Here is a 25,032-nt window from a genome sequence, read left to right as displayed (position 1 = left end):
GGTATCCGGAATGCGGTCCACTGCTGAGCCTGAGCCGGTAAAAGACTCGTCATATGCCTCATCTCCGTGGTTCCCGGACGCTTCGGCGGGGGTGTCCCATTTCAGCTGTTTCTTCTTTTGTGCTGTTTTTTGGTACTGAGAAGCCAGGCAGGTTATGGGGCGTGGAGGTTACGTGGTCGTGAAGTGTCATTTTCGTGCTTTTCCCTCGCCGGGCGCGCTCGGAAACGGCCGATGGCAAAGAGAGTGTTGTTTCGGGACAGCCGTGCGACGCGAGGGACAACGCGAAGAGCGCCCGACCAGGCACTTTGCCTGGTCGGGCGCTCTTCTTTCCGTGCCTCTAGAAGAAGCCCAGCTTCTTCGGCGAGTACGACACGAGGAGGTTCTTCGTCTGCTGGTAGTGCTCCAGCATCATCTTGTGCGTCTCTCGCCCGATCCCCGACTGCTTGTAGCCGCCGAAGGCCGCGTGCGCCGGGTACGCGTGGTAGCAGTTCGTCCAGACGCGGCCCGCCTGGATCGCCCGCCCCGCGCGGTACGCCGTGTTGATGTCCCGGGTCCAGACGCCGGCGCCGAGGCCGTACAGCGTGTCGTTGGCGGTCTTGACGGCGTCGTCGAAGTCGTCGAAGGAGGCCACGGAGACGACCGGGCCGAAGATCTCCTCCTGGAAGACGCGCATGCTGTTGTCGCCCTCGAAGATGGTCGGCTGGACGTAGTACCCGCCCTTCAACTCGCCGTCGTACTCGGCGCGTTCACCGCCGGTGAGGACCTTGGCCCCCTCCTGCCGGCCGATGTCGATGTAGGAGAGGATCTTCGAGAGCTGCTCGCCGGAGGCCTGCGCGCCGATCATCGTGTCGGTGTCGAGCGGGTGGCCGGGCTTGATCAGCTCGGTGCGGGCCACGGCCGCCCGAAGGAAGTCGCCGTAGTTGCCGCGCTGGATCAGACCGCGCGACGGGCAGGTGCACACCTCGCCCTGGTTCAGCGCGAACATCGTGAACCCTTCGAGGGCCTTGTCGCGCAGATCGTCGTCCTTGTCCCACACGTCGTCGAAGAAGATGTTCGGCGACTTGCCGCCGAGTTCCAGCGTGACGGGCTTCAGGTTCTCGGCGGCGTACCGCATGATCAGCCGGCCGGTGGACGTCTCGCCCGTGAAGGCGACCTTCGCCACCCGCGGACTGGACGCGAGCGGCTTGCCCGCCTCCTCGCCGAACCCGTTGACGATGTTCAGCACGCCCGGCGGCAGCAGGTCGGCGACCAGGCTCATCCAGTAGTGCAGCGAGACCGGGGTCTGCTCGGCGGGCTTGATGACCACCGCGTTGCCGGCCGCGAGCGCCGGGGCCAGCTTCCACGCGGCCATCAGGATCGGGAAGTTCCACGGGATGATCTGCGCCACGACACCGAGCGGCTCGTGGAAGTGGTACGCCACCGTGTCGTCGTCGACCTCGCTGAGCGCGCCCTCCTGCGCCCGGACCGCGCCCGCGAAGTAGCGGAAGTGGTCGATGGCCAGCGGGATGTCCGCCGCCAGCGTCTCGCGGACCGGCTTGCCGTTCTCCCAGCTCTCCGCGACCGCGAGGGGCTCCAGATACGCCTCCATGCGGTCGGCGATCTTCAGCAGGATGTCCGAGCGTTCCGTCGCCGAGGTACGGCCCCAGCCCGGCGCGGCCGCGTGCGCCGCGTCGAGCGCCCGCTCCACGTCCTCCGCCGTGCCGCGCGCCACCTCGGCGAACGGCTGCCCGTTCACGGGAGACGGGTTCTCGAAGTACTGGCCACGGACCGGCGGCACGTACTCGCCGCCGATGAAGTGGTCGTAGCGCGCCTGGTAGGAGACGATCGCGCCCTCGGTTCCGGGCGCCGCGTAACGGGTCATCCTGGTCAGCCTCCCTCAGCAGGGCTGCCCGCCGTTGGACAGCTCTGCGCCGGAGGCTAGGGAAGAGGACGTTGCGAGGACGTTGCACGGCGTCCCGTGCCACGCCACGGTTCCGGCGGAGCGTCGCGTCCCGTCGGTCCGTCAGGGCGCGGCCAGTTCCGCCTCCAGCGCGGCCAGCCGGGACCGTACCGCCGCCGTGGGCCGGATCGCGGCGAGCGCCCGCCAGACGCCGAGGTCGTCCTCGCCCCAGGGCGCGTGCGCCCAGTCCGCCAGCAGATCGGGGTCGCCGTGGGCGACCAGCGCGGCCCGCAGCCCGTCGGACAGATGCCGTCCGAGCCGTACGACGGCCGGGGCCTGGGAGGCCGGCAGCAGCGGACCGGCGTACGCCGCCATGGCCGCCGTCACCGCGCCGGCGCGCAGCCGCCGCTCCACGACGTCGACGTCGGACTCCACCGGCAGCGCCACCCGGTAGGGGCGCGAGAGGAGCAGACCGGGGCCGAGGACCCCGCGCAGCCGGGCCAGTTCGGCGCGCAGTGTCACCGGCGTCACCGACTCGTCCTCGTACAGCGCGCACAGCAGTTCGTCGCCGGTCAGCCCCTCCGGGTGGCGGGCCAGCAGGAGCAGGATCTCGCTGTGTCTGCGGCTGAGCCGGACCTTGCGGCCGTCGGCCAGCAGCAGTGCCTCGTCCCGGCCCAGCGCGGTCAGCTCGGCCCTCCCCACGGCCGGCCGGCCGGAGCCGAGCAGCGCCAGCTGGGACTCGGCGGCCCGCGCCACCGCCTGCACGAAGCCCAGACTGTGCGGATGCGCCAGCCCGTCGCCGCCCGTGATGTCCACCGCCCCCAGCACGCGTCCGGTCCGCGGATCGTGCACGGGGGCCGCCGCGCACGTCCACGGCTGCACCCGCCGGATGAAGTGCTCGGCCGCGAACACCTGCACCGGCCGGTCGACTGCGACCGCCGTGCCCGGGGCGTTCGTCCCGACCGCGTTCTCCGCCCATCGCGCGCCCGGCACGAAGTTCATCCGCCCCGCCCGCCGCCGGCTCGCCGGGTGGCCCTCGACCCACAGGAGCCTGCCGTGCGCGTCGCACACCGCGAGGAGATGCTCGCCGTCGGCGGCGAACGTGCCCATCAGCTCCCGGAACAGCGGCATCACCCGGGCCAGGGGATGCTCGGAGCGGTAGGCGCCGAGATCGCCGTCCGTCAGCTCCACGCTCGCGGTGCCGTCCGGACCGACACCGGCCCGCGCCGACCGCCGCCATGAGTCCGCGACCACGGCCCGCACCGGCCGGGGCACGGTGCCCGCGAGGGTGAACGTCTCGTGCGCCCGGCGCAGGACCCGCAGCCGTTCGGCAGGGTCGGCCCCCGGTTCCAGGGCCACCCAGGGATCGGTCAATTCGTCCTCCCGGAAGGAGATACGGCTGGGGACATCGTCACTCCGGGTGTACGGGCCGACAACCGTTTGGACGGAGGTCGTCGGAAAGACGGACATCCGCTTCGGGTCAGGCGGAGTTGACGAGCTTCAGATAGCGGACCCAGTCCCAGTTCGGACCGGGATCGGTGTGATCGGTGCCCGGCACCTCGTGGTGGCCGATGATGTGCGCGCGGTCCTTGGGGATGCCGTACCGCTCGCAGACCGAGGCCGTCAGCCGGGCCGACCGCTCGTACAGGGCGCCGGTGAAGTAGGCGGGCCGGTCCACCCAGCCCTCGTGCTCGATGCCGACACTGCGGGTGTTGTAGTCCCAGTTCCCCGCGTGCCAGGCGATGTCGGACTCGCGCACGCACTGCGCCACCTGACCGTCGGCCGACCGCACCACATAGTGCGCGGACACCTTCCTTCTCGGGTTCTGGAAGATCGTCAGGGTCTTGTCGAAGGTCGTCTGCGTGACGTGGACGACGACCAATTCGACCGGGTGGGCCGTGGGTCGTTCCGACACCGTGTAGTTGGCGCCGGACGCGGGCTGCCACTTGGCCCGCCGGTAGTCGACGGGCTGGGACCGCGCCCCGGCCCGCGCGTCGGGAAGCAGCGCGTAGGGGACGGCCGCGAGGCCCGCGCCCTTCAGAAGCCGCCGCCGGTCGAGGAGGGGTCGTGCTCGTTCCACGAGGTGCCGCCTTTCGGGGGTGGTGCGTGGCGGGGGAGTGGTGTTTCAAGTGGTGAGCGGTGCTTCAAGTGGTGAGGGGTGCTTCAAGTGGTGAGTGGTGCTTCAGCTTCAACTGGCCACGCGCGTGTGCGGGGTCGTCCGATCCGGGCCCGGGTCAGACGGGGTCGGGGCGGCGCTCCGCCGTGGCGTCATAGGCGGCGCGGGCCTCGGCGACGGCGGAGCGGTGCCGTTCGGCCCAGTCGACCAGGCCGGTCAGTGAGGCGTGGAGTTCCCGAGCCATGGGCGTCAGGCTGTACTCGACCTTGGGCGGCACGGTGGGATACACGGTGCGCACCAGCAGCCCGTCCCGCTCCAGCCTGCGCAGGTTGAGGGTGAGCATGCGCCGGCTGATCCCGTTGACGGCACGTTCGAGTTCGGTGAAGCGAACGGGGCCGTGGGCGGCGGCGATCAGGATCCCGATGCTCCACTTGCCCGCGACGCGGTCCAGTACCTCGGTGACCGGGCAGGCTTCGTCCCTCACCGCTTCGGCAACGCGGGTGTGACTGTGTGACATGAATGTGCCTCCTTCCGGCGAGCAGCCACGTTACCGATGATGACTGCTGTACCAAGTCGTGAACCAAGGGGGAAGACATGCCTGTTCGGGCACTCGTCGTCGATCCGTCCGCACCCGCCGCCGTCCGCCTCGCCGAGGTCGCCGACCCCGTGGCCGGGCCGGCTCAGGCCCTGGTGGACGTGTCCCACGCCTCGTTGAACTACGGCGACCTCAACGACGCCCGCTCCGGTCGGGTCCCCGAGGGTGCGGTACTCGGTTCGGACGCCACCGGAGTGGTGGTGCGGGCCGCCGTCGACGGCACCGGTCCGGCGGTGGGCACCCGGGTGGTGGCCCTGACCGCGGGGGCGTTCGCCGAGCGTGTCGCGATCGACGCGGGCGCGCTTGCCGAGGTGCCGAAGTCCTTGGACCCCGCGCGGGCGGTCACGCTGCCCGTGGCAGGTGTGGCCGCGCTGCGCTCGTTGCGGGCCGCCGGGATCGGGCCGGACAAGCGGGTGCTGATCACCGGCGCCTCCGGTGGGGTCGGCCGGTTCGCCGTCCAGCTGGCGGCGCGGGCCGGCGCCCATGTGATCGCGTCCGTGGGCTCGGCGGCCCGCCGGCAGGGCCTGGCCGAGCTGGGCGCCGACGAGGTGCTGATCGGTCTGGACGGACTCGAGCGACCGGTCGACGTGGTCGTCGACAGCGTCGGCGGCCCCCAACTGGTCGAGGCATGGAACCTGCTCGCCGCGGGCGGCAGTGTGCAGAGCGTCGGCTGGACGTCCGGGGAACCGGCTGTCTTTCCGCCGTACGCGACGGTCGGCCCGGCCAAGTCGCTGACCTCGTTCGTCATCGAGGGCGACGTCGGCGCGGACCTGGCCGTGCTCGCCGAGCTGGCCGCCGAGGGAGCTCTCGCCGTCGAGATCGGCTGGCAGGGCTCCTGGGAACGGTTCGACGAGGCCGCCGCGGCACTGCGCGGACGTCGGGTCTTCGGAAAGGCGGTCCTGGAAGTCTCACCGCGGTGAATACCCCCGGGGGGCTTTCTCCAGGACCCACAGGACCCACAGGACCCACAGGACCCACAGGACTCTACTGACGAAGACACCGCCTGAAGAAGGCACCGCGGCGGCAGGCCTCAGCCCCGCCCGGCCACCGCCGCCGGATCGTCCAGCACCGCCCGCACCACGGAGTGCGCCGCCCCGAGCAGCGGCCCCTCGGGGCCCAGCCGCGACACGGACACCGGGCAGGGCGGACCCGCCGTACGCCGCGCCAGCTCGCTCTCCAGCGACGGCAGCAGCCAGGGCGCCAGCCCGGCCAGGGCGCCGCCGAGCACGACTCCCTCCGGGTCCAGCAGATTGAGCGCCCCGGTCAGGGCGATCCCGAATGCCGTTCCCGCCTCGCGCAGGGCCCGCCGTACGTCCGGATCGCCGTCCGCCGCGCGGCCGGCCAGCAGCCCGACACGGTCCCCGCCGGGCTCCAGCCCGGCCGCGCGCAGGACCGCCTCCTCGCCGGCGTACTGCTCCAGACAGCCACGCCCCCCGCACACGCACTCCGGCCCGTCGGGGTGGACCGGCACATGGCCCAGTTCGCCCGCGAAGCCCCGGGTGCCGCGCAGCAGGCTGCCGTTCACGACCAGCGCGGCGCCGATACCGATCTCGGCCGACACGTGCAGGAAGTCGTGGGGGGTGTCCCGGCCGAGCCAGAGTTCGGCCAGTCCCCCGAAGTTGGCCTCGTTGTCCACCGTCAGGGGGAACTCCCCGGGCAGCAGCGCGCCCAGGTCGATGTCGTGCCAGTCCAGGTTGGGGGCACGCACGACGGTCCGCGCGTCGCGGGCGACCAGGCCGGGCACGGCCACGGCGAGCCCCGCGGGCCACAGCCCCTCGCGCTCGGCCTCGGTCACGACCTGGCGCACCAGGCCGGTCAGTTCCTCGATCACCGGCTCGGGCGAGCGGCCCCGGTTCGTGCCCTGGCGCTCGATCCGCGCCCGCACCTCACCGCGCAGGTCGACGACACAGACCGCGAGGTGGTCGACGCCGACCTCGGCGCCCACACCCGCGGGGCCCCGTCCGCTGACCGCCAGCGCCGACCCGGGCCGGCCCACCCGGCCGGGCCGCTCCGGGCCCAGCTCCTCGAGCAGACCGGTGCGTATCAGCTCGTCGACGAGGGTCGACACCGCCGCACGGGTCAGGCCGATGCGCGAGGCGACCGCCGCGCGTGACAGCGATCCCTCGGCGCTCACGGCGTGCATCACCCGGGCCAGGTTGCGGCGGCGCATGCCCTGCTGGGTGTCGGGCAGCGCGCGCCCCGGGCCGGTGGCGCGGGCCTCGTGCAGCGGTGCGGTCATGCCTGTGTCGATTCGTCGATGCTCAGCGGGTGTGTGTGCCCCGCTCCAGCAGCGGGGCCGCGTCGGAGAGTACCCCGGCGATCCTGGCCAGCGTCGCCTCGTCCCGCTCCACGGCATCCAGCACCGGGCCCCGCGTGGTGTTCCAGCGCCGGGCCACGGCGGCCGGGTCCTCGCCGGTCAGCAGCCCGGCAGCCTGTGCCGCGGCGCCCAGCGCGACCAGTTCCCTGGCCTCGGGGATCTGCACCGGCCGTCCGGACAGCCGTCGCACGGTCTGCTGCCAGGCCGTGCCCCGGGCGCCGCCGCCGATCAGCAGCAGGGGCGCCGAGCGGTCCGCGTCCGCGTCGAGCACGAGGTCGAGCGCGCCGAGCAGCGAGTGCACGGCACCGTCGTAGGCGGCCTGGAGGAGCTGGCCGGCCGTGGTGTCGTGGCGCAGGCCGTGCAGCAGTCCCGAGGCGTTCGGCAGGTTCGGTGTGCGCTCGCCGTCCAGGTACGGCAGCAGCGTCAGCTCCGCGGTGGGCTCCACCGCCTCGCGGTCCAGGCCCAGCAGCGCGGCGACCTTGTCCACGGCGAGTGTGCAGTTCAGGGTGCAGGCCAGGGGCAGCCAGTCGCCGTGCGCGTCCGCGAATCCGGCCACCGTGCCGGTCGGGTCGGCCGGACGTGTCCTGGCCACCGCGTACACCGTGCCCGAGGTGCCGAGGCTCAGCACCGGAGTGCCCGGGCGCAGCCCGAGGCCCAGTGCCGCCGCGGCGTTGTCCCCGGTGCCCGGGGCGACCAGGGTGCCCTTCGCGAACGGCAGGCCGTGGCTGTCGCGCACGGTCCCCGCCACCTCGCCGGGCCGCACCACGCGGGGCAGCAGCGCCGGGTCGAGCCCCACGTGGGCGAGGATCTCCTCGTCGTACGCCTCGGTCCCGGACGCCCACCAACCGGTTCCGGAGGCGTCGCCGCGGTCGGTGGTGCCCTCGCCCGTGAGGCGCTCGGTCAGGTAGTCGTGGGGGAGGCGCACCGCCTTCGTGGCGCGCAGGGCCTCCGGCTCGTGCTCGGCGAGCCAGGCCCACTTCGTCACCGTGAAGGAGGCGGCCGGCACGGACCCCGTGCGCTCCGCCCAGAACTTCGCCCCGCCCAGCTCCTCGGTCAGCCGGCGCGCCTGCGGGGCCGAGCGCACGTCGTTCCACAGCAGCGCCGGGCGCACCGGTGCGCCGCGCTCGTCCAGCGTCACGAGCCCGTGCTGCTGCCCGCCGATCGACACCGCGGCGGCCTCGTGCGCCACGTCACCGCACTGGCGCAGCGCCTCGCACAGGGCGTCCCACCACTGCCGCGGGTCGCTCTCCCGGCCGGCCCCGGCCCCGGAGGACACCGTGTGCGGGGCCTGGCCGCTGGCGACGACCTCGCCGGTGGCCGCGTCGACGACCAGCGCCTTGGTGGACTGGGTGGACGAGTCCACGCCGACGACGAGCGGACCCTCGGCTGCTGACATCGGGCTCTCCCTCAAGTTTTTCCGCGGCTCTGCGGGATCTGTCTTCCCAGAGATGCTTCCGCATACTAATTTGTAAACGGCCATGACGAAATAGTCAGCACCACAGTCTTCAAGCAAGGAGCCGCGGCATGAGCTACCAGCCCACCCCCGACGACAGGTTCACCTTCGGCCTCTGGACCGTCGGCTGGCAGGGAAGGGACCCGTTCGGCGACGCCACGCGGCGTGCGCTCGATCCGGTCGAGACCGTGCAGCGCCTGGCCGAGCTGGGTGCCTACGGTGTGACCTTCCACGACGACGACCTGATCCCGTTCGGGTCCTCGGACAGCGAGCGCGAGGAGCACATCAAGCGCTTCCGCCAGGCCCTGGACACCACCGGTATGACCGTGCCGATGGCCACCACCAACCTCTTCACGCACCCCGTCTTCAAGGACGGCGCGTTCACCGCGAACGACCGCGACGTGCGCCGCTACGCCCTGCGCAAGACGATCCGCAACATCGACCTGGCCGTCGAGCTGGGCGCCAAGACCTACGTCGCCTGGGGCGGCCGTGAGGGCGCGGAGTCCGGTGCCGCCAAGGACGTACGCGTGGCCCTCGACCGGATGAAGGAGGCCTTCGACCTGCTGGGTGAGTACGTCACCGCCCAGGGCTACGACCTGCGCTTCGCCATCGAGCCCAAGCCGAACGAGCCGCGCGGCGACATCCTGCTGCCCACCGTCGGCCACGCCCTGGCGTTCATCGAGCGCCTGGAGCGCCCGGAGCTGTACGGCGTCAACCCCGAGGTCGGCCACGAGCAGATGGCCGGGCTGAACTTCCCGCACGGCATCGCGCAGGCCCTGTGGGCGGGCAAGCTCTTCCACATCGACCTCAACGGCCAGTCCGGCATCAAGTACGACCAGGACCTGCGCTTCGGCGCCGGTGACCTGCGCTCCGCGTTCTGGCTGGTCGACCTGCTGGAGAGCGCCGGCTACGCGGGCCCGAAGCACTTCGACTTCAAGCCGCCGCGCACCGAGGACTTCGACGGCGTCTGGGCGTCGGCCGCGGGCTGCATGCGCAACTACCTGATCCTCAAGGAGCGCGCGGCCGCCTTCCGGGGCGACCCGGAGGTCCAGGAGGCTCTGCGCGCCGCCCGTCTGGACCAGCTGGCCCAGGCCACCGCCGCCGACGGCCTGGAGAGCCTGCTCGCCGACCGCACCGCCTTCGAGGACTTCGACGTCGAGGCGGCCGCCGCCCGTGGCATGGCCTTCGAACAGCTCGACCAGCTCGCCATGGACCACCTGCTCGGCGCCCGGGGCTGACGCGGCGGACCCGGCGTACGCGCGTGTGCCCGCTGTCAGGGGCGGGCACACGCGCGTGCCGCCGCCCGTCCGGCGGGGGCGGAACGACTTCCGCCTCCGCCGGGGCGGACGACTTCCGTCTCCGATGGCGCGGACGACTTCCGCCGTCACCGGGCAGGCCTGCGGCGCAATACGCCGGAATCATGCCCTCCATGACATGACCCCGTATCAACTTCCGTACGGGGGTCGCGCTCCGGGCGGCTCCGCCGCGACGCTGGACGGTATGGCCATGCCACCCGTACCGCCCCAGCCGCCCGGACCGCCGGGTGACACGCCGCCCCCGGACGGCCACGGAACACCGCCCTACGGCTATGGACCGTCCGATCCCGGTCACGGACCACCCGCCTCCGGTTACGGGCCGCCGGATCCCGGTTACGGACTACCCGCCTCCGGTTACGGGCCGCCGGATCCCGGTTACGGGTCACCCGACTCCGGTTACGGGTCACCCGACTCCGGTTACGGGCCGTCGACGCCGCCCCCGGGTCCGTCGGGAGGTGGGTCCGGACGGCGTCGAACCCCCTTCTTCGTCGTGCTCGCGCTGCTCGTCGCCGCCGGTGTCGTGCTCACCGTCGTGCTGATGGCCTCGTCGGGCGGCGACGATCCGGACGACGAGCCGGGTGCGGGGAGCAGCGGCACGACTCCCGCGCCGTCCGTCAGCCTTCCGGTCGAGCTGCCCAGCGGCTTCCCGAGCGAACTGCCGAGCGGGTTCCCGAGCGATCTGCCCTCGCAGTTCCCGACCACGCTGCCGACCGAGATCCCCAGCGATCTGGAGTCCCTGCTGCCGTCCCTGGACGAACTGCTGCCGTAGCGCCACGCGTGCGTAGCGCGTCATGTCATCCGCCGGAGCCGGTCACCCGCGCGTGAGGCCGATCACGCGCGTGGCGTCGACGGGACCGTGGCCCGGTCCCGTCGCCCCGTGCCGCCGTCAGATGCCCCGCGGCAGTCGTACGTACGTCACCGTCGTCTCGATGCCGCTGTCGACCAGCCGGCCCTGCGCGTCGAACGCCCCTGCGCCGTCCGTCATCCCGAAGTCGTTGTCGTTGATCAGGGCGAGCGTGTCGTGGTCCACGCGCGCGACGCCCTCGATCTTCCCGGGCACCCCGGCGACCTCGCCCAGGTCGACCACCAGCCGCTTGGCCAGCACCGGGACGCCGGCGGCCGAGGGGTCGTCCAACTGCTCCAGGGACGGCGACGTCGTCTCGTCGTCCCAGCGGCTGCCCAGGATGTTCGCGGACCGCCCGATCCGGACCACCTGGAGCCGGGCGGCCTTGTCCGTGCGCTCCTCGACCAGCAGCCGGTCCCCGCCCAACGCGACCACCGAGGAGATCTTCAGCTCGGAGGTGTCGTCCTCGCTCGGGTCGACCACGTTCACCGGGTCGAAGCGGTACGCGTACTCGGCGGTGACGGCCTTCTTCCTGGGCGAGAAGCGCAGCAGCCGCGCGGTGCGCGAGGCCTCCCCGGCGTCCGCGTCCGGCAGGGACAGCGGGCTCTGCACGGCCAGCACGAGGTCACCGCCGGGCAGCAGGGCCAGGCCCTCGAAGCCGCGGTTGATCTTCCGGTGCAGCAGGACCGAGGGCAGCGCCTCGACCACCGGGTAGTCCGTGCCGGTGAGGTTCAGCCCCTCGGGCACGTACCGCGTGAGCACCTTCCCGCGCGCGGACACGTGCACCAGCGAGGGCCCGTACTCGTCGATGAGCCAGAAGCTCCCGTCCGCCGCCCGCACGATGCCCTCGGTGTCCAGCCCGTTCGGGTTGAAGGCGAGCGGCGTCCTCGCGTCGTAGGAGTACGGTGCCTCGTCGCGTCCCTGCTGGTTCGACAGCCCGGTGACGGGCTTCCCGGACCTGGTGGTGACGGGGATCGACTCCAGCACCCGGACCGTGTCGCCGCAGACCCGGATCCGCACGATCGCCGGATCGAACCCGGGCACGGGGAACGTACGGCGCTTGGTGCCGTCCACCTTGATCTGGCCGTTGGGCCCGCGGTCGGTGACCGTCCAGAACTCGCCCTTGCGGCCCGCCGGGTAGATGTCGCTGCCGATGCCACCGAGGTCCACACCCCGGTCGTTGTCCACCGTGCCGGGCAGCAGCGCGTTGCTGAACGCCCCGAGCGGGATGTCGCCGAGCGTCGCCGTCCGGATGACCTGCGCCTGCCCGGACGGAGTGTCCGCGGCGGCCGGTCCGGTGGTGACGAGGGCGGCCAGCACGGCGAGCGGGACGCCGGCCGCGACGGAACGGTGGACGCGGCGCCGGCCGGTGGCGTGCGGGGACATCTGGCCTCCTGAGGGGCAAGTTCATTGACAGCGGCCAGAGTTGGGTCGCCCCTCGAACGTTGCGCGACGCCCCGGTGAACGTGGGGCGTCGGCCGTCCGTCGGACCGACGCCCCGGCTCGTGCCGGGCCTGGGTAAGCGCTTCCCCTGTCTCCTCGACCTGCTCCGTCGCCCGAGGAGACGTCCTGGTGTCCTACGGGCGGTCCTACAGGCCGTCCTGAGGGCGGTCCTCCCGGGTTCTTCCTGGAGGTCCTGGAGGTCCTCGAGGTCCCTAGAGGTTCCGGCCCTCGCGGTCCTGGAGGTCCTGGAGGGCTTCCTGGCGGTCTTCCTGACGGATCGTCGCGAGTGCCGTGGCCGGGTCCTGGGCCGCCTCACCGGCCGGCATCCAGCGGCTGCCCTCCTTGCGGTACGGCCACCAGCGGCCGTCGCGCCCCAGACGCACCTGGCAGGGTGACCCGACCGCCGTCCACCGGTTCCCGCGCGCCCGCAGCACCGGCCGTTCGTCGTCCTCCCAGGCCGCGTCCACAGCGGCACGCGCGCGTGCGAGTGCCTCACCCTCGACGGTCCACTCCTCCTCGAGCACCGACAGGGCGGCGGCGCCCCCGTACCGCCAAGCCCGTACCGCCGATGCCAGTTGCTCCCGGCCGCGCCCCGATCCGGCCGCGAGCCGGCCGGCCGCCGCCCCGTCCGTCTCCGGGGCCCCGGGAGCGCCCGCGGCGAGCCGCACCGCGTCCTGGGCGACCGTCAACTCCTCGGCCGGCTCCCGCCGTTCCACCCCGTCGTGCAGCAACTCCGCCAGCAGCAGGTGCGCGGCGGCGGCCGTGCGCGCCGCCAGGACCTCCAGCGCCGCCGGATCCACACCGGGCGGAGGCGGGGCGTCCGTGTCCAACGAGGGCGGCACGCCCGGTCCCTCCGGAAGTTCGGGCAGCGCGGGCAGCGGCGGCAGGACGTCCCCTGCCGCGTACGCCTCCATCGCGTCCTCCCCCTCCGGCCGCGACGGCTCCGCGTCGGCGGGCGCGGCCGTGCCACGGGCCTGGAGGTCGTCCAGCAGGGCCTGTTCGGCCCGCCCTCTGAGCAGCAGGAGCACGAACGGGTCCTGGTCGAGCAGCCGGGCCACTTGGTAGCAGAGCGCAGCCGTGTGGCCGCAGTGGTCCCAGGCGCCGCAGCCGCACTCGGCCTCCAGCTCTCCCAGCCCCGGCAGAAGGCCGACACCGGCCGCCTCCGCGTCCTCGACCAGATGCGGCGGCATCTCCCGGTCGAGCAGCGCCGCGATGTGTCCGGACCGCTCCACCGTCAGGTCCAGGAAACGGTTCCATTCCGTGTCCGAGAGCACGTCGAGCAGGACGTCGGCCCGGTACGGCGTGCCGTCGCGGTCCTGGACGACGGCCGTGATGCGCCCTGGGCGGACCGACACCGCGCCCACGGCACCCGCGCGTGCGAACCTGCGCCCCGTCCGCACCTGTTCCCCGTCCAGCGCGCCGTCCTCCAGCGCCGCCAGCCACGCCCGGCCCCACCAGGTCTGAGCGAACCCCCGCCCGTGCGCGGGCGGCAAGGCGGCGAACGTGCGCTCCAGGTTGTCGTCGTGTCCGCTCATCGTGCGCCCCCTCGCAGCTCGACCAGTTCGGCCAGTTCGGCGTCCGTCAGTTCCGTGAGAGCGGCCTCGCCGGAGCCGAGCACGGCGTCGGCGAGGTCCCGCTTGCGGCGCAGCATGTCGGCGATACGGTCCTCGATCGTGCCCTCGGCGATCAGCCTGTGCACCTGCACGGGCCGGGTCTGGCCGATGCGGTACGCCCGGTCGGTGGCCTGCGCCTCGACGGCCGGGTTCCACCAGCGGTCGTAGTGCACCACGTGCTCCGCGCGCGTGAGGTTGAGCCCGGTACCGGCCGCCTTCAGGGACAACAGGAACACGGGGACCGCGCCGTCCTGGAAACGCCCCACCATCGCCTCGCGCTCGGCGACCGGCGTTCCGCCGTGCAGGAGTTGCGTCGGCACGCCGCGTGCCGCCAGGTGGCGCTCCAGCAGCCGCGCCATGCGCACGTACTGCGTGAAGACGAGCACGCTCGCCCCCTCGGAGAGGATCGTGCCGAGCAGCTCGTCCAGCAGCTCCAGCTTCCCGGAGCGATCGGCGGTCCTCGGCCGGTCCTCCTTGAGGTACTGCGCCGGATGGTTGCAGATCTGCTTGAGGCCGGTCAGAAGCTTCACGATCAGCCCGCGCCGCGCCATGTCGTCGGCCTCGGCGATCGCCGCGAGGGTCTCGCGCACCACGGCCTCGTACAGGCCCGTCTGCTCCCGGGTGAGGAACACCGGGCGATCGGTCTCGGTCTTGGGCGGCAGCTCCGGGGCGATCCCCGGATCCGACTTGCGGCGGCGCAGCAGGAACGGCCCGATGAGCCGGCCCAGCCGCTCCGCGGCGGCCGGGTCCCCGCCGCTCTCGACGACACGCGCGTACCGCGCACGGAAGGTGCCCAGCCGGCCGAGCAGCCCCGGAGTCGTCCAGTCCAGGATCGCCCACAGCTCCGACAGGTTGTTCTCCACGGGCGTTCCCGTGAGCGCCACACGCGCGCGTGCGCCGACGGTGCGCAACGCCCGCGCGGTCGCCGAGTACGGGTTCTTCACGTGCTGTGCCTCGTCCGCCACGACCAGGCCCCACGGCACCTCGCCCAGCCGGCCCGCGTCCAGCCGCAGGGTGCCGTACGTCGTGAGCACGAACTCCCCGGCGGCCAGGGCGTCCAGATCGCGTCGCGGCCCGTGGAAACGGCGTACCGGCGTACCGGGCGCGAACCGCTCGATCTCCCGCTGCCAGTTGCCCATCAGCGAGGTCGGGCAGACCACGAGGGTCGGCCCGGCGGCCGAGGGGTCCGTCTGGCGGTGCAGATGCAGACTGATCAGCGTGATGGTCTTGCCGAGGCCCATGTCGTCGGCCAGGCAGCAGCCCAGCCCCAGGGAGGTGTTCCGGGCCAGCCAGTCCAGGCCGCGCAGCTGGTAGTCGCGCAGTGTGGCGTCGAGCCCGGCGGGCTGCGTCGGCGGCTCCTGTGTCTCGGGGGCCGTCAGGCGCTCCCGCAGGGCCGCCAGCCACCCCGTGGGCCGCACCTCGACCCGGCGGCCGTCGACCTCGGTCGAGCCCGTCAGAGCCGCGCCCAGCGCCTCGACGGGCGTCACCTTGCGATCCTGCTGGGCACGGGCCCGACGCAGTTCCCGCGGGTCGATCAGCACCCACTGGTCGCGCAGCCGCACCAGGGGGCGGTTGGCCTCGGCGAGCCGGTCCAGCTCCTCCCGCGTGAGCCGCTGGTCGCCCAGCGCGAACGACCACGTGAACGACAGCAGCGCGTCCGCCGACAGGAACGACGGCGTGTCCGAGGCGGAGCGGTCCGCGCCGGGCCGGTCCGTGCCGGGGCCGCCGTCCGGTCGCGTCCCGTCGTCCGGCGGGCCCACCACCGCGCGGGCGGTCAGGGTGCGGGCCAGCTCCCTCGGCCAGTGCACCTCGACGCCGGCGCCCGCCAGCGCCCGCGAACCCTCCCCGAGCAGCTCGGCGACCTCCTCGTCGAGGAGCACGACGGCGTCCGGCACGGTGGCCGACAGCAGGGGCGTCAGCGCCGGCCAGGCACGGGCCGCGCGGCGCAGCGCCAGCAGGGCGTCCATGCGCGCGCGTGGGCCGAACGCCCCACGCGTGACACCGGAGTCCGACCAGACCTCGGCGGCGTCCGCCACCAGCCCGGGATCGCTCACGCTGTGCACCTGAGGCACGGCCCGGAACACCGGGGCCGCCGCTCCGCCGGACGACCAGGACGCCCCGGTCCCGCCGGGATCGGGTTGGCCGGTTTCGGACACGACGGTCTCGGACCCGGTGGTCTCGGTTCCGCCGGTCTCGGTCTCGCCGGTCCCGGACCCGGTGGTCTCGGCTTCGCCGATCCCGGACCCGCGGGCCCCGGACCCGGCAGTCTCGATCACGGCGATCCCGGACCCGTCGCTCTCGATCCCGGACACCTCGATCCGCAGCGAGACCCGCACGCCCGCGTCATGACCCGCGGCCACGTCGCCCGCCCAGGCGCGCAGGTCCGGCACGTGCTGCGGCTCCGCCGCCGCGTAGGCCGTCCCGCCCGCCGCGTAGGGCGCGGCGGGGGAGCGGGGCAGCGCGTCCGCGACAGCGTCCAGGAAGGCGCGCAGCAGGCGCTCGGGGTCGGGCAGCCGCAGCGGCGGCCGGTCGTCCACCGGGACGGCGCGTGCCTCGGGCGGCATCGCGGCGGCCAACCGGCGTACCCGCTCGAGATCCTCCGGGCCCAGCGGGCCCACCCGCCAGGCGTCGTGGTCGTGCGGCGACAGACCGGGCAGCAGCAGGCCGCGCGCCACGCACCGCAACGCCAGCAGGGCCGCCGCGCCCCAGAACGCGGCGGTCCGGTGTCCGTCCCGGGCGACACGCGCGTGTGCGAGGACGGGCAGGGCCTGCTTCACCGGCAGCAGCAGCGCCGACACGCGCGCGAGCGTCACCCCGGTGCCGGCGGGCAGGGCGACGGTCAGGTCCTCGACCGATCCCGTCCCCGAGGCAGGCCCGACGGCGGGAGGCACGACGGGAGGAATGTCACCGTCGGGCCGCCAGAAGGCGACGCGGCCGGTGCGGGCCGGGTCGCCGGGCACGAACACGGCACGGCAGCGGGCTCGGTCGGAGATCTCGGACGGTGCTTCCACGGGAACTCTCTCCACAGAGATGAGCCTACTCCTCAAATTTGACTACCGGGCGAGTGGTCGAGGGTACAGCACGGCGGACCGAAGTGTTCTCAGGGGTGCTTCGGGGGTGTACCTCAGGGACGTCTCAGGGTCGCGTCCGGAACCGTGCGTGGCGCGGACCCGTTTTCATGACAGAGAGCGGCAGTGGCCGTGAAGGAGGCGACGTACATGTCGAAGAACGCGAAGATCGCCGCAGGAGGGGTGGCGGCCGGGCTCCTCCTGCTGATCTGGCTGCCCTGGTGGGCGGCTCTGTTGATCGTGCTGGGAGTCCCGGCGGCGGCCTATCTGGCGCTGGATCCCTCGCAGCGGCGCCGGCTGCGCCGTGCCGGCCGCAAGGAGCTGGGCCGCTGAGGAGCCGGCGGCGCGGCGAGGCGTCCGCCCCCTGAGGCAGGGGGCGGACGGCGGCCCGGGCGACGCGGCGCCCGCGCGGGAGCCCCCACGAGTCTCCGCGAGGGCTCCCGAACCAGCTCAGAGAGGCCGTACGGCCATCTTGTCGAGTGCCTCCAGGAGGCCGGGCAGCTCGGGCCCCCGCCCGACCGGCAGCACCTCGCCGGGTTCCTCGTCGAGCAGGACGAACGCGATGTCGTCGGTCCGGGCCACCAGCGACCAGCCCGGACCGTCGGCACGCAGGGTGCGCGCGTCACCGGGTGCGAAGGAGGACCGTACGCGACCCAGCGGAGGCGGGGCGTCCACGTAGGCGCGCACCTCGGCGAGGACGCGCCGCACGCCGGTGTGGCCCTTCGGCGCGCCCTTCTCGGACCCACCGGCCCCCTCGTTCCCGTCCGCGTCGCCGCCGCCCTCGGCCTTCTCCTGCGGCGGCGCGAACTCGGCGTCGTCGATCTGCTCGCGCCACACCGCCCACTGGAGCGCGATCTCGTCCGCCCCCAGCCGCCGCTGGGCCGGACCCCAGGTGGTCGTGTCCGGCGGTGCCAGCGCGGGGATGTCCACGACATCCGGCGCCGGGTCGTGCGGCGCGGGCACCCCGGGTGCCGCGACGGCGACCGCCAGGGGCCAGCCGGGCAGAGCGGCCACGACCGTCCGCTCGTCGGGCGACAAGTCGTACTCCATGCCGCAGTCCCATGACGCGATGGCGACGGCCACCAGCGACACGTCGTCGATGACGACCGTCCAGCGGGCGCCCTCGCCGTCCTGGCCCAGCACCAGGCCATAGCCGTCGGCGAGCGGTGCGAGACCCAGCGCCGCACAGGCCTCCGGGTAGTCGTCGCCCAGCACACTCGGGAACTTCGCCGGCGTCAGCAGCACCGCCGTGAGCACGTAGAGCGCATCGTCCGCGGCGGCGACGGCGTCCTCGTCCGTCCCTGCCATCCCAGCCTCCCCATCGGTTCGTCCAACGGCGCGCACCCTAGTGCGGCGGGAAGCCGCTTGTCACGACTCCCCGACATACTCGGAGCTGCTGTTTTCCGACCGGACGGGGCGAATCGACCTCCCTTCACGTCGTGGTCGTCACGCGGCGGGCAGCCCGAGGAGCCCGCGGGCCACGGTCTGCGGCGACTCGTCACGTTCCCGCGCGAGCGCGATGACGGCGCGGCAGGCCAGTTCGTTGACCCCGAAGGACAGCGCCTCCGGCGACACCCAGCCCGCCGCCTCCTCCATCGCGTCCTGGTCGTCCTCGACGCAGGCCGAGACATACGCGGCGGCCGCCTCGAAAAGGTTGTGTGCACGTTTTCCGCCACCACGTGCCTGTCCGTCCGGACGGGCCTGCGCGCGCGGGGAGCCGAGAAGTCCTGCCCATGCCTTGCGGACCGTGTCGAACATGCCGGCCACCTTCCACCTGTGTGGTTTTCCGAGTTGAACCGAACGCACATCTGCTGCTACTCAACGTAGAGATGCGGTCGAGGCGGCAGAAGGGGGCGAAGCCGTGAAGCGCTTCGAGCGGCTGGAACAGATCCTGCGCATGGACCCGCACGAGGACGCGTACGAGATCTACCGGCTCACCGCCGCGTACGAGTTCCCCTGGGACTTCACCCGAGCCCTCGAACTGGCCCTCTACCGCACCTACGCGGTCCCGGGCATCGGCCGGCTGCTCGCGGAGACGGCGGAGCTCACGGACCGCGCCCAGAAGCGCTACGACGACACCTCGCTGCTCCTCGACGCCGTCGTCGAGCACGGCTTCGACAGCGACCGGGGCCGCACGGCCGTCCGCCGGATCAACCAGATGCACGGAAGCTACGACATCGGCAACGACGACATGCGGTACGTGCTCTGCACCTTCGTCGTGATGCCCAAGCGGTGGACCGACGCCTACGGATGGCGCAGGATGTCGCGGCACGAGATCATCGCCTCCACGGTGCACTACCGCACGCTGGGGGAGCGCATGGGGATCGAGGGCATCCCCGAGTCCTACGAGGAGTTCGAGGCCTGCCTCGACGCGTACGAGGCGGCCCACTTCGGCTGGGACGAAGAGGCGCGCCGGGTCTCCGACGCCACGCTCGACCTGATGGCCTCCTGGTACCCCCGCCCGCTCGCCCCCGTCCTGCGCAACGCCACGCTCGCCCTGCTCGACGAACCGCTCCTGGAGGCCTTCCGCTACACCCCTCCGGGCCCCGTCACCCGCGCGCTGGTCCGCGGGGCGGTACGCGCGCGTGGTCGCGCGGTACGGCTGCTGCCGCCGCGCCGGGCACCGCACTACGCGCGGCAGAACCGGGAGATCAGGGGCTACCCGAACGGCTACCGCCTGGAGGAGCTGGGCACTCGCCCGGTGCCCGGCGCGAGGGGCTGCCCCGCCCGGCTCGGGGACGGGTCAGCCACCCAGTGAGTCCAGCGTGTCGCGCAGCCAGCCGAGTTCAGCCCGGGACGTGGCCCGCGCGATGGTCAGCACACCGCGCCGGAACGGGTCGTCCGGCTCCTCGGCGCGCAGGGGCCGGTCACCGTCGTAGAAGAAGCTCGTCGGCTCCTGGAGGAAGGCCAGGCGGCGGCGGAGCACGGCTGCCTGGGCGGCTGGATCGTCCAGGTGCCGGAGGAAGGCGAGCACCACGAACCAGCGGTTCTCGTCGGTGATGTCGCGTTCGGCGGGGTCGGCGAGCCGTCGGCGCAGTTCGCTGCGGCCGTCGTCGGTGAGCGTCAGGACGTGCCGGGGCGCCGCCACGGCACCGGGCTCGGTGGCGCGCACCAGGAAGCCCGCCTTCTCCAGGCGCTTGATCGCCGGATACAGGGTGCTCTCGGCCACCGGGCGTACGTGCCCGGTCAGAGCCGTGATGCGTTTACGCAGCTCGTAGCCGTGCAGCGGGGCGTCGTACAGGAAGCCGAGGATGGCGAGCTCCAGCATGCCCGCATTCTGCCTCAGCGCGGACATACACCGTCGCGGTCGTACACCGGATTGCCCATACCCCGTTGACGTCATACATCGGTACCGAGGTATTCTCGGTGAGCGATGTGCGCGATGTGCGCGGTGTGCGGTGCCCGGAGCGCACGGGCGTCCGGAGGAGGAAACGATGCAGCAGGCCGAGTTCGACGCCGGGGGAAGCCGCGTTCGCTGGACGGAGACGCCGGGTGCGGAACCCGCGCGCGTGTACGTGCACGGGCTGGGGGCGGCCTCGGCGGTCTACCACGCGCATGTGGCGGCCCGTCCCGAACTCGCCGGTCGGCGCAGCCTGTTCGTCGACCTTCCCGGGCACGGCATCAGCGACCGGCCCGAGGGCTTCGGCTACACGCTGGAGGAGCACGCCGACGCCCTGGCGGTCGCGCTGGACGCCGCGGGGGTGAGCGGCGCCGAACTGGTCGGCCACAGCATGGGCGGCTCGGTGGCCGTCGTCCTCGCCCACCGCCGGCCCGACCTGGTGTCCCGGCTCGTCCTCACCGAGGCCAACCTGGACGCGTTCCCGCCGCCCGCCGCCGGCAGCAGTGGCATCGCCTCCTTCACGGAGGAGGAGTTCCTCGACGGTGAGTACGCGCGCGTGCTCGACCGGGTCGGCCCGCTGTGGGCCGCGACCATGCGGCTCGCCGACCCGCGCGCCCTGCACCGCAGCGCGGTCGGGCTCCGGCGCGGATCCGACCCGGTCATGCGCGAGATCCTGACCGGGTTGCCCGTCGAGCGCGTCTATCTCCAGGGCGCCCACAGCGGTGAACTCGAGGGCGCGGACGCCCTGGAGGCGGCGGGTGTGCGGGTGGTGACGGTGCCGGACGCCGGTCACAACGTCATGTTCGACAACCCCGACGCGTTCGTGAGGGCGGTCGCCGGAGCGGTGTGAAACCTCAGCTCTCGCGTACGGCGAGGGCCAGGAAGCGCGTGTCCTCGTCGACGTACGACGTCATGCGCCAGCCGGAACCGGCCAGCAGCGGCCGGAGGTTCGGCTCCGCGCGCAGGTCCTCCGGAGTGATCTGCCGGCCGTGGCGGGCCGCGAGCGCCGCCCTGCCGATCGGGTGGAACAGCGCCAGCGTGCCGCCGGGGCGCACCACCCGCGCCAGCTCCCGCAGATTCTCGGCCGGATCGGCCAGATGCGAGACGAGCCCCGCGCCGAACACGGCGTCGAGCGACCCGGAGCGCAGCGGGAGCGCGGCCACGTCGGCGAGCAACAGCCGCCCGTCCCGGGCCCGTCCCGCCCGTACGGCGGCCTCCAGCATGGCCGGGGTCAGATCCACCCCCAGGACCACTCCCGAGGGCCCCACGGCGGCACGCAGCGGCGTCAGGGCCCGCCCGGTGCCGCAGCCCGCGTCCAGCACCCGGTCTCCCGCGCGCAGGCCGAGGTCGGCGACCGCGGCCGCGTAGGCCGGACCGTCGTCGGGGAAGCGGCTGTCCCAGTCCGCCGCCCGGGCGGTGAAGAAGTCCTGGACGTGTGTGTGATGGTCGCTCATGTTCCGCATGATCCCTCACCGACACGGATGACGTCGCTGCGCACATGTTCGAGCGTGAGGCGATCGGACCGGTGCACTTCTGTGTCAGATTCCATCACCTTTCGAAATGCGCCCCCTTTGTGCTTCTGTGCCCCCACTAGCGTCCCTTGGCCATGGGACACCTGGACCACGCCGCCTTCGGCTGGCTGACCCCCGTGCTGTCGTACGCGATGGCCTGCATAGGCGCCGCCCTCGGGCTGCGCTGCACCGTGCGCGCCCTGGGCGCCACCGGGCGCTCCCGCCGCAACTGGCTGATCACCGCGGCCTCGGCGATCGGGACCGGCATCTGGACCATGCACTTCGTGGCCATGCTCGGCTTCGCCGTCGGCGGCACCGACATCCGCTACGACGTACCGCTGACCGTGCTCAGCCTGCTCGTCGCCATGGCCGTCGTCTGCGCCGGCGTCTTCGCCGTCGGCTACGGCCGCGACCGCACCCGCGCCCTGCTCGTCGGCGGGCTCACCACCGGCCTGGGCGTGGCGAGCATGCACTACCTGGGCATGGCCGCGGTCCGGCTGCACGGTGACGTGACCTACGACCCCACGCTCGTCGCGCTGTCCGTCCTGATCGCGGTGGTCGCCGCGACCGCCGCCCTGTGGGCGGCGCTCAACATCAAGTCCCCGGTCGCGGTCACCGTCGCCTCCCTCGTCATGGGAGCCGCGGTCAGCAGCATGCACTACACCGGAATGCTCGCGGTGGGCGTGCGGGTCACGCCCTCCGGCGCGGCACTGCCCGGGGCCACGGCGATGCAGTTCATCTTCCCCCTCGCCGTCGGCCTCGGGTCCTATCTCTTCCTGACCTCGGCCTTCGTCGCCCTGTCGCCCACGACGGGGGAGCGCGAGGCGTCCGCCACGGCCCAGCAGCCGGCGGAGGGCCCCACCGGCCGCCCGCAGGCCCGGACCGCGTGACCGGTCCGGACGGGCCCGCCCCCGAACCCCTTCCGAGCGAGGAGGCCATGCGTACACCCCGGAGGACCCCCACGGCCGGCGCCGAGCCGCCGCCCCCTGTGCGCGGGCGTCGCGCCCACGCCGGACCACCCGCCGACGAGGAACCGTACGAGCGTACGGACGGATCCGCCGACGAGGCACCCGCGCGCGCGGGACGCCGGCGGATCCGCCCGCGCACCGTGCGCGCCAAGATCGTCTGTCTGCTGATGGTGCCGGTCGTCTCCCTGCTGGCCCTGTGGGCGTACGCCACCGTCAGCACCGCCCAGGACGTCTCCCGGCTGCGTCAGCTGCAACGCGTGGACTCAGAGGTCCGCACCCCGGTCGCGGCCGCGGTGGCCGCCCTGCAGACCGAACGGGCGGCCGCCGTGCGGTACGCCACCGACCCGGCCGCCGGCCAGGACGGTGACCTGAAGGCCCTCGCCGAGCGCACGGACACCGCCGTGGCCGCGCTCCGGCTCGGCGACCACGGCACCGTCGCCGACGGCCAGGAACTGCCCGTCGGAGTCGCCCAGCGGCTCGAGGCGTTCGTCTCCGGGGCCGAGGGCCTGCGCTCCCTGCGGACCGCGGTCCTCGACGGTGGCGCCGGCTGGCAGGAGACCTACGGCCGGTACACGCGGACGATCATGGCGGCCTTCTCGGTCGGCGGCGCGCTCTCCGGCATCCAGGACGCCGAACTCGGGTCCGACGCGCGCGTGCTCCTCGAGTTCTCCCGCGCGGGAGAGGCGCTCGCCCAGGAGGACGTCGTCCTCGACGGCGCGCGCCTGGCCGGCCGTCTCAACGGGGAGCGCCTGCGGCTGTTCACCGGCGCCGTCGAGACGCGCCGCGCCGTGACGGAGTCGGCGGTCGCGGACCTGCGCGGCCCTGAACGCACCGCCTGGCAACGCCTCGCCGAGGGCAGCGCCTACACCGCCCTGGCCGCCGCCGAGGACAAGGTGCTCGCCCGCGGCTCCGGGGCACGGGCGGTCGACGCGGCCCCGGCGGCGACCTGGGACCCCGCCCACGCGCGCGTGCAGGACGGCATGCGGACCATCGAGGCCGACGCCGCCCGCGGAGTCGCCGACCGCGTCGACCCGTTCACCCGCGGTCTGCTCACCCCGGCGGGCGCCGCGGTCCTCTTCGGCCTCGCCGCCGTGGTCGCCTCGCTCGTCATTTCGGTGCGCATCGGCCGCGCACTCGTCGTCGAGCTGGTCAGCCTGCGCAACGGCGCCCTGGAGATCGCGCGCCGCAAACTCCCGGAGGCCATGCGGAAGCTGCGTGCCGGGGACGAGATCGACATCCGCGCCGAGGCCCCGCCGGGGCCGCCCGCCGAGGACGAGACCGGCCAGGTCGCCGAAGCCCTCACCACCGTGCACCGCGCCGCCCTGCGGGCCGCCGTGGAGCGCGCGGAACTCGCCAGCGGCATCTCCGGGGTGTTCGTCAACCTTGCCCGGCGCAGCCAGATCCTCGTCCACCGCCAGCTGACGCTCCTCGACAGCATGGAACGCCGCTCCGACGACCCGAACGAACTGAGCGACCTCTTCCGGCTCGACCACCTCACCACCCGGATGCGGCGCCACGCGGAGAGCCTGATCATCCTCTCCGGAGCCGCCCCCGGCCGGGCCTGGCGCATGCCGGTGTCCCTGACCAACGTGGTCCGCGCCGCGGTCTCCGAGGTCGAGGACTACGCGCGCGTGGAGGTACGACAGCTTCCCGAGGCGTCCGTCGTCGGCGCCGCCATCGCCGACCTCACCCACCTGCTCGCCGAACTCGTCGAGAACGCCGCCCAGTTCTCGCCCCCGCACACGCGCGTGCGCATCACCGGCGAACCCGTGGGCAACGGATACGCCGTCGAGGTCGAGGACCGCGGCCTGGGCATGGGCAAGGACACCCTCGCCGAGGCCAACCGGCGCATCGCCCAGTCCGAGGCCCTCGACCTGTTCGACAGCGACCGGCTCGGCCTGTTCGTGGTCAGCAGGCTCGCCGCCCGGCACGGCGTCAAGGTGCACCTGCGGACCTCTCCCTACGGCGGCACCACGGCGGTCGTCCTGCTGCCGACGGCCCTTCTCCACAGCGGTCAGCCGGAACGTTCCGCCCGGGAGCCGGCCGAACCGGCGCAGGCCACCGAACGCGCCTACGCGCGCGTGGCCGCCCCCGACCGGCGCCAGGAGGCCGTCCCCGCCTCCGCCGACCGCCCCGCGCTCGTACCCCCCGTCCGGGCCGCCGCCGAGCGGACGGCCGCCGACACCCCACCACCTCCCGGAGTCACGACCTTGCGCCTGCACCGCCCCCCGGACGACTCCGACGGATCGGACGACCTCCCGCGCCGGGTACGGCAGGCGAGCCTCGCTCCCCAACTGCGCAGCCGGCTCCCCGAGGAACCGGCCCGGGCGTCCGCCCCGCGCGACGACGAACAGCGCACCCCCGAACTCGTACGGGACCGCATGGCCGCTTTCCGCGACGGCTGGACACGCGGCGGCGGCAGGCGACCCGGCCGCGGCGGCACAACGGATCCCGCACCGGGCAGAGACAGCAGCGAAGGAGAATCTCAATGACCGTGTCAAGCCGCCTGCGTGACGGGTGGGGCGGAGGTGAAGAGCCTTTTGTCACGCAGCATTGCCCACAGAACGTC

Annotated in this window: 21 protein-coding genes; 8 read left to right on the top strand and 13 right to left on the bottom strand. The window is 73.3% G+C overall.

The genetic code is table 11. The features are described 5' to 3' along the window. Positions 1-337: 337 nt before the first annotated feature. The 4 genes from exaC to ACZ6D7_RS33480 all read right to left on the bottom strand — a co-directional run bounded on the left by exaC (position 338) and on the right by ACZ6D7_RS33480 (position 4,512). Complete coding sequence (exaC, locus tag ACZ6D7_RS33495; protein ID WP_469499138.1) at positions 338-1,861, bottom strand: acetaldehyde dehydrogenase ExaC; 1,524 nt, start codon at positions 1,859-1,861, stop codon at positions 338-340. 141 nt (positions 1,862-2,002) lie between these two features. Then, the gene (locus ACZ6D7_RS33490) at positions 2,003-3,253 is read right to left on the bottom strand and encodes a GAF domain-containing protein (RefSeq protein ID WP_469499135.1); all 1,251 of its coding nucleotides are present in this window, start codon (positions 3,251-3,253) and stop codon (positions 2,003-2,005) included. 106 nt (positions 3,254-3,359) lie between these two features. Then, positions 3,360-3,959 carry an N-acetylmuramoyl-L-alanine amidase gene (locus ACZ6D7_RS33485; RefSeq protein ID WP_469499132.1) on the bottom strand — a complete coding sequence of 200 codons (600 nt, stop codon included), beginning with the start codon at positions 3,957-3,959 and terminating at the stop codon, positions 3,360-3,362. A gap of 154 nt (positions 3,960-4,113) precedes the next feature. Then, the gene (locus ACZ6D7_RS33480; RefSeq protein WP_469499129.1) at positions 4,114-4,512 is read right to left on the bottom strand and encodes a winged helix-turn-helix transcriptional regulator; all 399 of its coding nucleotides are present in this window, start codon (positions 4,510-4,512) and stop codon (positions 4,114-4,116) included. A 77-nt stretch (positions 4,513-4,589) separates the two neighbouring features. On the opposite strand from ACZ6D7_RS33480, the gene ACZ6D7_RS33475 reads away from it, so the two are divergent. Continuing rightward, entirely contained in the window at positions 4,590-5,510 is a 921-nt protein-coding gene (locus tag ACZ6D7_RS33475; RefSeq protein ID WP_469499126.1) for a zinc-binding dehydrogenase, read from the top strand. Positions 5,511-5,620: 110 nt separating this feature from the next. On the opposite strand, the gene ACZ6D7_RS33470 is transcribed toward ACZ6D7_RS33475, so the two are convergent. Together ACZ6D7_RS33470 and xylB are read right to left on the bottom strand one after the other, a co-directional pair. Beyond that, positions 5,621-6,829: an ROK family protein gene (locus ACZ6D7_RS33470; RefSeq protein ID WP_469499124.1), complete on the bottom strand. Its 1,209-nt coding sequence runs from the start codon at positions 6,827-6,829 to the stop codon at positions 5,621-5,623. Positions 6,830-6,851: 22 nt separating this feature from the next. Continuing rightward, positions 6,852-8,303 (bottom strand): xylulokinase, encoded by a 1,452-nt coding sequence (xylB, locus tag ACZ6D7_RS33465; RefSeq protein WP_469499122.1) that lies wholly within the window; start codon positions 8,301-8,303, stop codon positions 6,852-6,854. A 128-nt stretch (positions 8,304-8,431) separates the two neighbouring features. Between xylB and xylA the strand changes: the two genes are divergently transcribed. Beyond that, on the top strand, positions 8,432-9,598 hold the full coding sequence (gene xylA, locus ACZ6D7_RS33460; protein WP_469499119.1) for a xylose isomerase: 1,167 nt from the start codon (positions 8,432-8,434) through the stop codon (positions 9,596-9,598). A 568-nt stretch (positions 9,599-10,166) separates the two neighbouring features. Next, positions 10,167-10,445, top strand: coding sequence for a hypothetical protein (locus tag ACZ6D7_RS33455; protein WP_469499117.1), 279 nt, complete (start codon positions 10,167-10,169; stop codon positions 10,443-10,445). Between the two features lie 117 nt (positions 10,446-10,562). On the opposite strand, the gene ACZ6D7_RS33450 is transcribed toward ACZ6D7_RS33455, so the two are convergent. The 3 genes from ACZ6D7_RS33450 to ACZ6D7_RS33440 form a co-directional block, all read right to left on the bottom strand. Next, positions 10,563-11,906 (bottom strand): esterase-like activity of phytase family protein, encoded by a 1,344-nt coding sequence (locus ACZ6D7_RS33450; RefSeq protein WP_469499115.1) that lies wholly within the window; start codon positions 11,904-11,906, stop codon positions 10,563-10,565. 269 nt (positions 11,907-12,175) lie between these two features. Next, positions 12,176-13,498 (bottom strand): SWIM zinc finger family protein, encoded by a 1,323-nt coding sequence (locus tag ACZ6D7_RS33445; protein WP_469499112.1) that lies wholly within the window; start codon positions 13,496-13,498, stop codon positions 12,176-12,178. Then, positions 13,495-16,602 carry a DEAD/DEAH box helicase gene (locus ACZ6D7_RS33440; protein WP_469499110.1) on the bottom strand — a complete coding sequence of 1,036 codons (3,108 nt, stop codon included), beginning with the start codon at positions 16,600-16,602 and terminating at the stop codon, positions 13,495-13,497. The genes ACZ6D7_RS33445 and ACZ6D7_RS33440 overlap by 4 nt, the downstream gene beginning before the upstream one ends. A 192-nt stretch (positions 16,603-16,794) precedes the next feature. Between ACZ6D7_RS33440 and ACZ6D7_RS33435 the strand changes: the two genes are divergently transcribed. After that, positions 16,795-16,977, top strand: a complete 183-nt coding sequence (locus ACZ6D7_RS33435; protein WP_469499107.1) for a hypothetical protein — start codon at positions 16,795-16,797, stop codon at positions 16,975-16,977. A gap of 117 nt (positions 16,978-17,094) precedes the next feature. Here ACZ6D7_RS33435 and ACZ6D7_RS33430 read toward each other — a convergent pair whose 3' ends face one another. Together ACZ6D7_RS33430 and ACZ6D7_RS33425 are read right to left on the bottom strand one after the other, a co-directional pair. Continuing rightward, positions 17,095-17,952, bottom strand: coding sequence for a hypothetical protein (locus tag ACZ6D7_RS33430; RefSeq protein WP_469499104.1), 858 nt, complete (start codon positions 17,950-17,952; stop codon positions 17,095-17,097). 138 nt (positions 17,953-18,090) lie between these two features. Next, positions 18,091-18,402, bottom strand: coding sequence for a hypothetical protein (locus tag ACZ6D7_RS33425; RefSeq protein ID WP_469499101.1), 312 nt, complete (start codon positions 18,400-18,402; stop codon positions 18,091-18,093). 103 nt (positions 18,403-18,505) lie between these two features. Here ACZ6D7_RS33425 and ACZ6D7_RS33420 point away from each other — a divergent pair, with 103 nt between their 5' ends. After that, positions 18,506-19,402, top strand: a complete 897-nt coding sequence (locus ACZ6D7_RS33420; protein ID WP_469499098.1) for an oxygenase MpaB family protein — start codon at positions 18,506-18,508, stop codon at positions 19,400-19,402. On the opposite strand, the gene ACZ6D7_RS33415 is transcribed toward ACZ6D7_RS33420, so the two are convergent. Then, positions 19,388-19,912: a PadR family transcriptional regulator gene (locus ACZ6D7_RS33415; RefSeq protein WP_469499094.1), complete on the bottom strand. Its 525-nt coding sequence runs from the start codon at positions 19,910-19,912 to the stop codon at positions 19,388-19,390. The two genes, ACZ6D7_RS33420 and ACZ6D7_RS33415, sit on opposite strands and share 15 nt — an antisense overlap. A 166-nt stretch (positions 19,913-20,078) precedes the next feature. Here ACZ6D7_RS33415 and ACZ6D7_RS33410 point away from each other — a divergent pair, with 166 nt between their 5' ends. Next, the gene (locus ACZ6D7_RS33410) at positions 20,079-20,834 is read left to right on the top strand and encodes an alpha/beta fold hydrolase (RefSeq protein ID WP_469499091.1); all 756 of its coding nucleotides are present in this window, start codon (positions 20,079-20,081) and stop codon (positions 20,832-20,834) included. A 4-nt stretch (positions 20,835-20,838) separates the two neighbouring features. Here the strand turns inward: ACZ6D7_RS33410 and ACZ6D7_RS33405 are convergent, their stop codons facing one another. Continuing rightward, complete coding sequence (locus ACZ6D7_RS33405) at positions 20,839-21,438, bottom strand: class I SAM-dependent methyltransferase (protein WP_469499088.1); 600 nt, start codon at positions 21,436-21,438, stop codon at positions 20,839-20,841. Between the two features lie 152 nt (positions 21,439-21,590). Between ACZ6D7_RS33405 and ACZ6D7_RS33400 the strand changes: the two genes are divergently transcribed. Together ACZ6D7_RS33400 and ACZ6D7_RS33395 are read left to right on the top strand one after the other, a co-directional pair. Beyond that, a complete protein-coding gene (locus ACZ6D7_RS33400; protein WP_469499085.1) occupies positions 21,591-22,385 on the top strand; it encodes an MHYT domain-containing protein in 795 nt (264 codons plus the stop codon). A 47-nt stretch (positions 22,386-22,432) separates the two neighbouring features. Beyond that, the gene (locus ACZ6D7_RS33395; RefSeq protein WP_469499082.1) at positions 22,433-24,955 is read left to right on the top strand and encodes a sensor histidine kinase; all 2,523 of its coding nucleotides are present in this window, start codon (positions 22,433-22,435) and stop codon (positions 24,953-24,955) included. Positions 24,956-25,032: the final 77 nt, after the last annotated feature.

The organism is Streptomyces sp. NPDC041784, assembly GCF_055591025.1.
The sequence above is the reverse complement of the archived record's forward strand: the minus strand, read 5'-3'. Positions and strand labels throughout refer to the sequence as shown.

What these genes read in the sequence shown, in the direction of transcription:
- ACZ6D7_RS33425 (WP_469499101.1), bottom strand. Translation starts at nt 18,402, where the DNA reads ATGTTCGACACGGTCCGCAAGGCATGGGCAGGACTTCTCGGCTCCCCG.
- ACZ6D7_RS33410 (WP_469499091.1), top strand. Translation starts at nt 20,079, where the DNA reads ATGCAGCAGGCCGAGTTCGACGCCGGGGGAAGCCGCGTTCGCTGGACG.
- ACZ6D7_RS33475 (WP_469499126.1), top strand. Translation starts at nt 4,590, where the DNA reads ATGCCTGTTCGGGCACTCGTCGTCGATCCGTCCGCACCCGCCGCCGTC.
- ACZ6D7_RS33405 (WP_469499088.1), bottom strand. Translation starts at nt 21,438, where the DNA reads ATGAGCGACCATCACACACACGTCCAGGACTTCTTCACCGCCCGGGCG.
- ACZ6D7_RS33450 (WP_469499115.1), bottom strand. Translation starts at nt 11,906, where the DNA reads ATGTCCCCGCACGCCACCGGCCGGCGCCGCGTCCACCGTTCCGTCGCG.
- exaC (WP_469499138.1), bottom strand. Translation starts at nt 1,861, where the DNA reads ATGACCCGTTACGCGGCGCCCGGAACCGAGGGCGCGATCGTCTCCTAC.
- ACZ6D7_RS33400 (WP_469499085.1), top strand. Translation starts at nt 21,591, where the DNA reads ATGGGACACCTGGACCACGCCGCCTTCGGCTGGCTGACCCCCGTGCTG.
- xylB (WP_469499122.1), bottom strand. Translation starts at nt 8,303, where the DNA reads ATGTCAGCAGCCGAGGGTCCGCTCGTCGTCGGCGTGGACTCGTCCACC.
- ACZ6D7_RS33415 (WP_469499094.1), bottom strand. Translation starts at nt 19,912, where the DNA reads ATGCTGGAGCTCGCCATCCTCGGCTTCCTGTACGACGCCCCGCTGCAC.
- ACZ6D7_RS33470 (WP_469499124.1), bottom strand. Translation starts at nt 6,829, where the DNA reads ATGACCGCACCGCTGCACGAGGCCCGCGCCACCGGCCCGGGGCGCGCG.
- ACZ6D7_RS33480 (WP_469499129.1), bottom strand. Translation starts at nt 4,512, where the DNA reads ATGTCACACAGTCACACCCGCGTTGCCGAAGCGGTGAGGGACGAAGCC.
- ACZ6D7_RS33445 (WP_469499112.1), bottom strand. Translation starts at nt 13,498, where the DNA reads ATGAGCGGACACGACGACAACCTGGAGCGCACGTTCGCCGCCTTGCCG.
- ACZ6D7_RS33395 (WP_469499082.1), top strand. Translation starts at nt 22,433, where the DNA reads ATGCGTACACCCCGGAGGACCCCCACGGCCGGCGCCGAGCCGCCGCCC.
- xylA (WP_469499119.1), top strand. Translation starts at nt 8,432, where the DNA reads ATGAGCTACCAGCCCACCCCCGACGACAGGTTCACCTTCGGCCTCTGG.
- ACZ6D7_RS33435 (WP_469499107.1), top strand. Translation starts at nt 16,795, where the DNA reads ATGTCGAAGAACGCGAAGATCGCCGCAGGAGGGGTGGCGGCCGGGCTC.
- ACZ6D7_RS33430 (WP_469499104.1), bottom strand. Translation starts at nt 17,952, where the DNA reads ATGGCAGGGACGGACGAGGACGCCGTCGCCGCCGCGGACGATGCGCTC.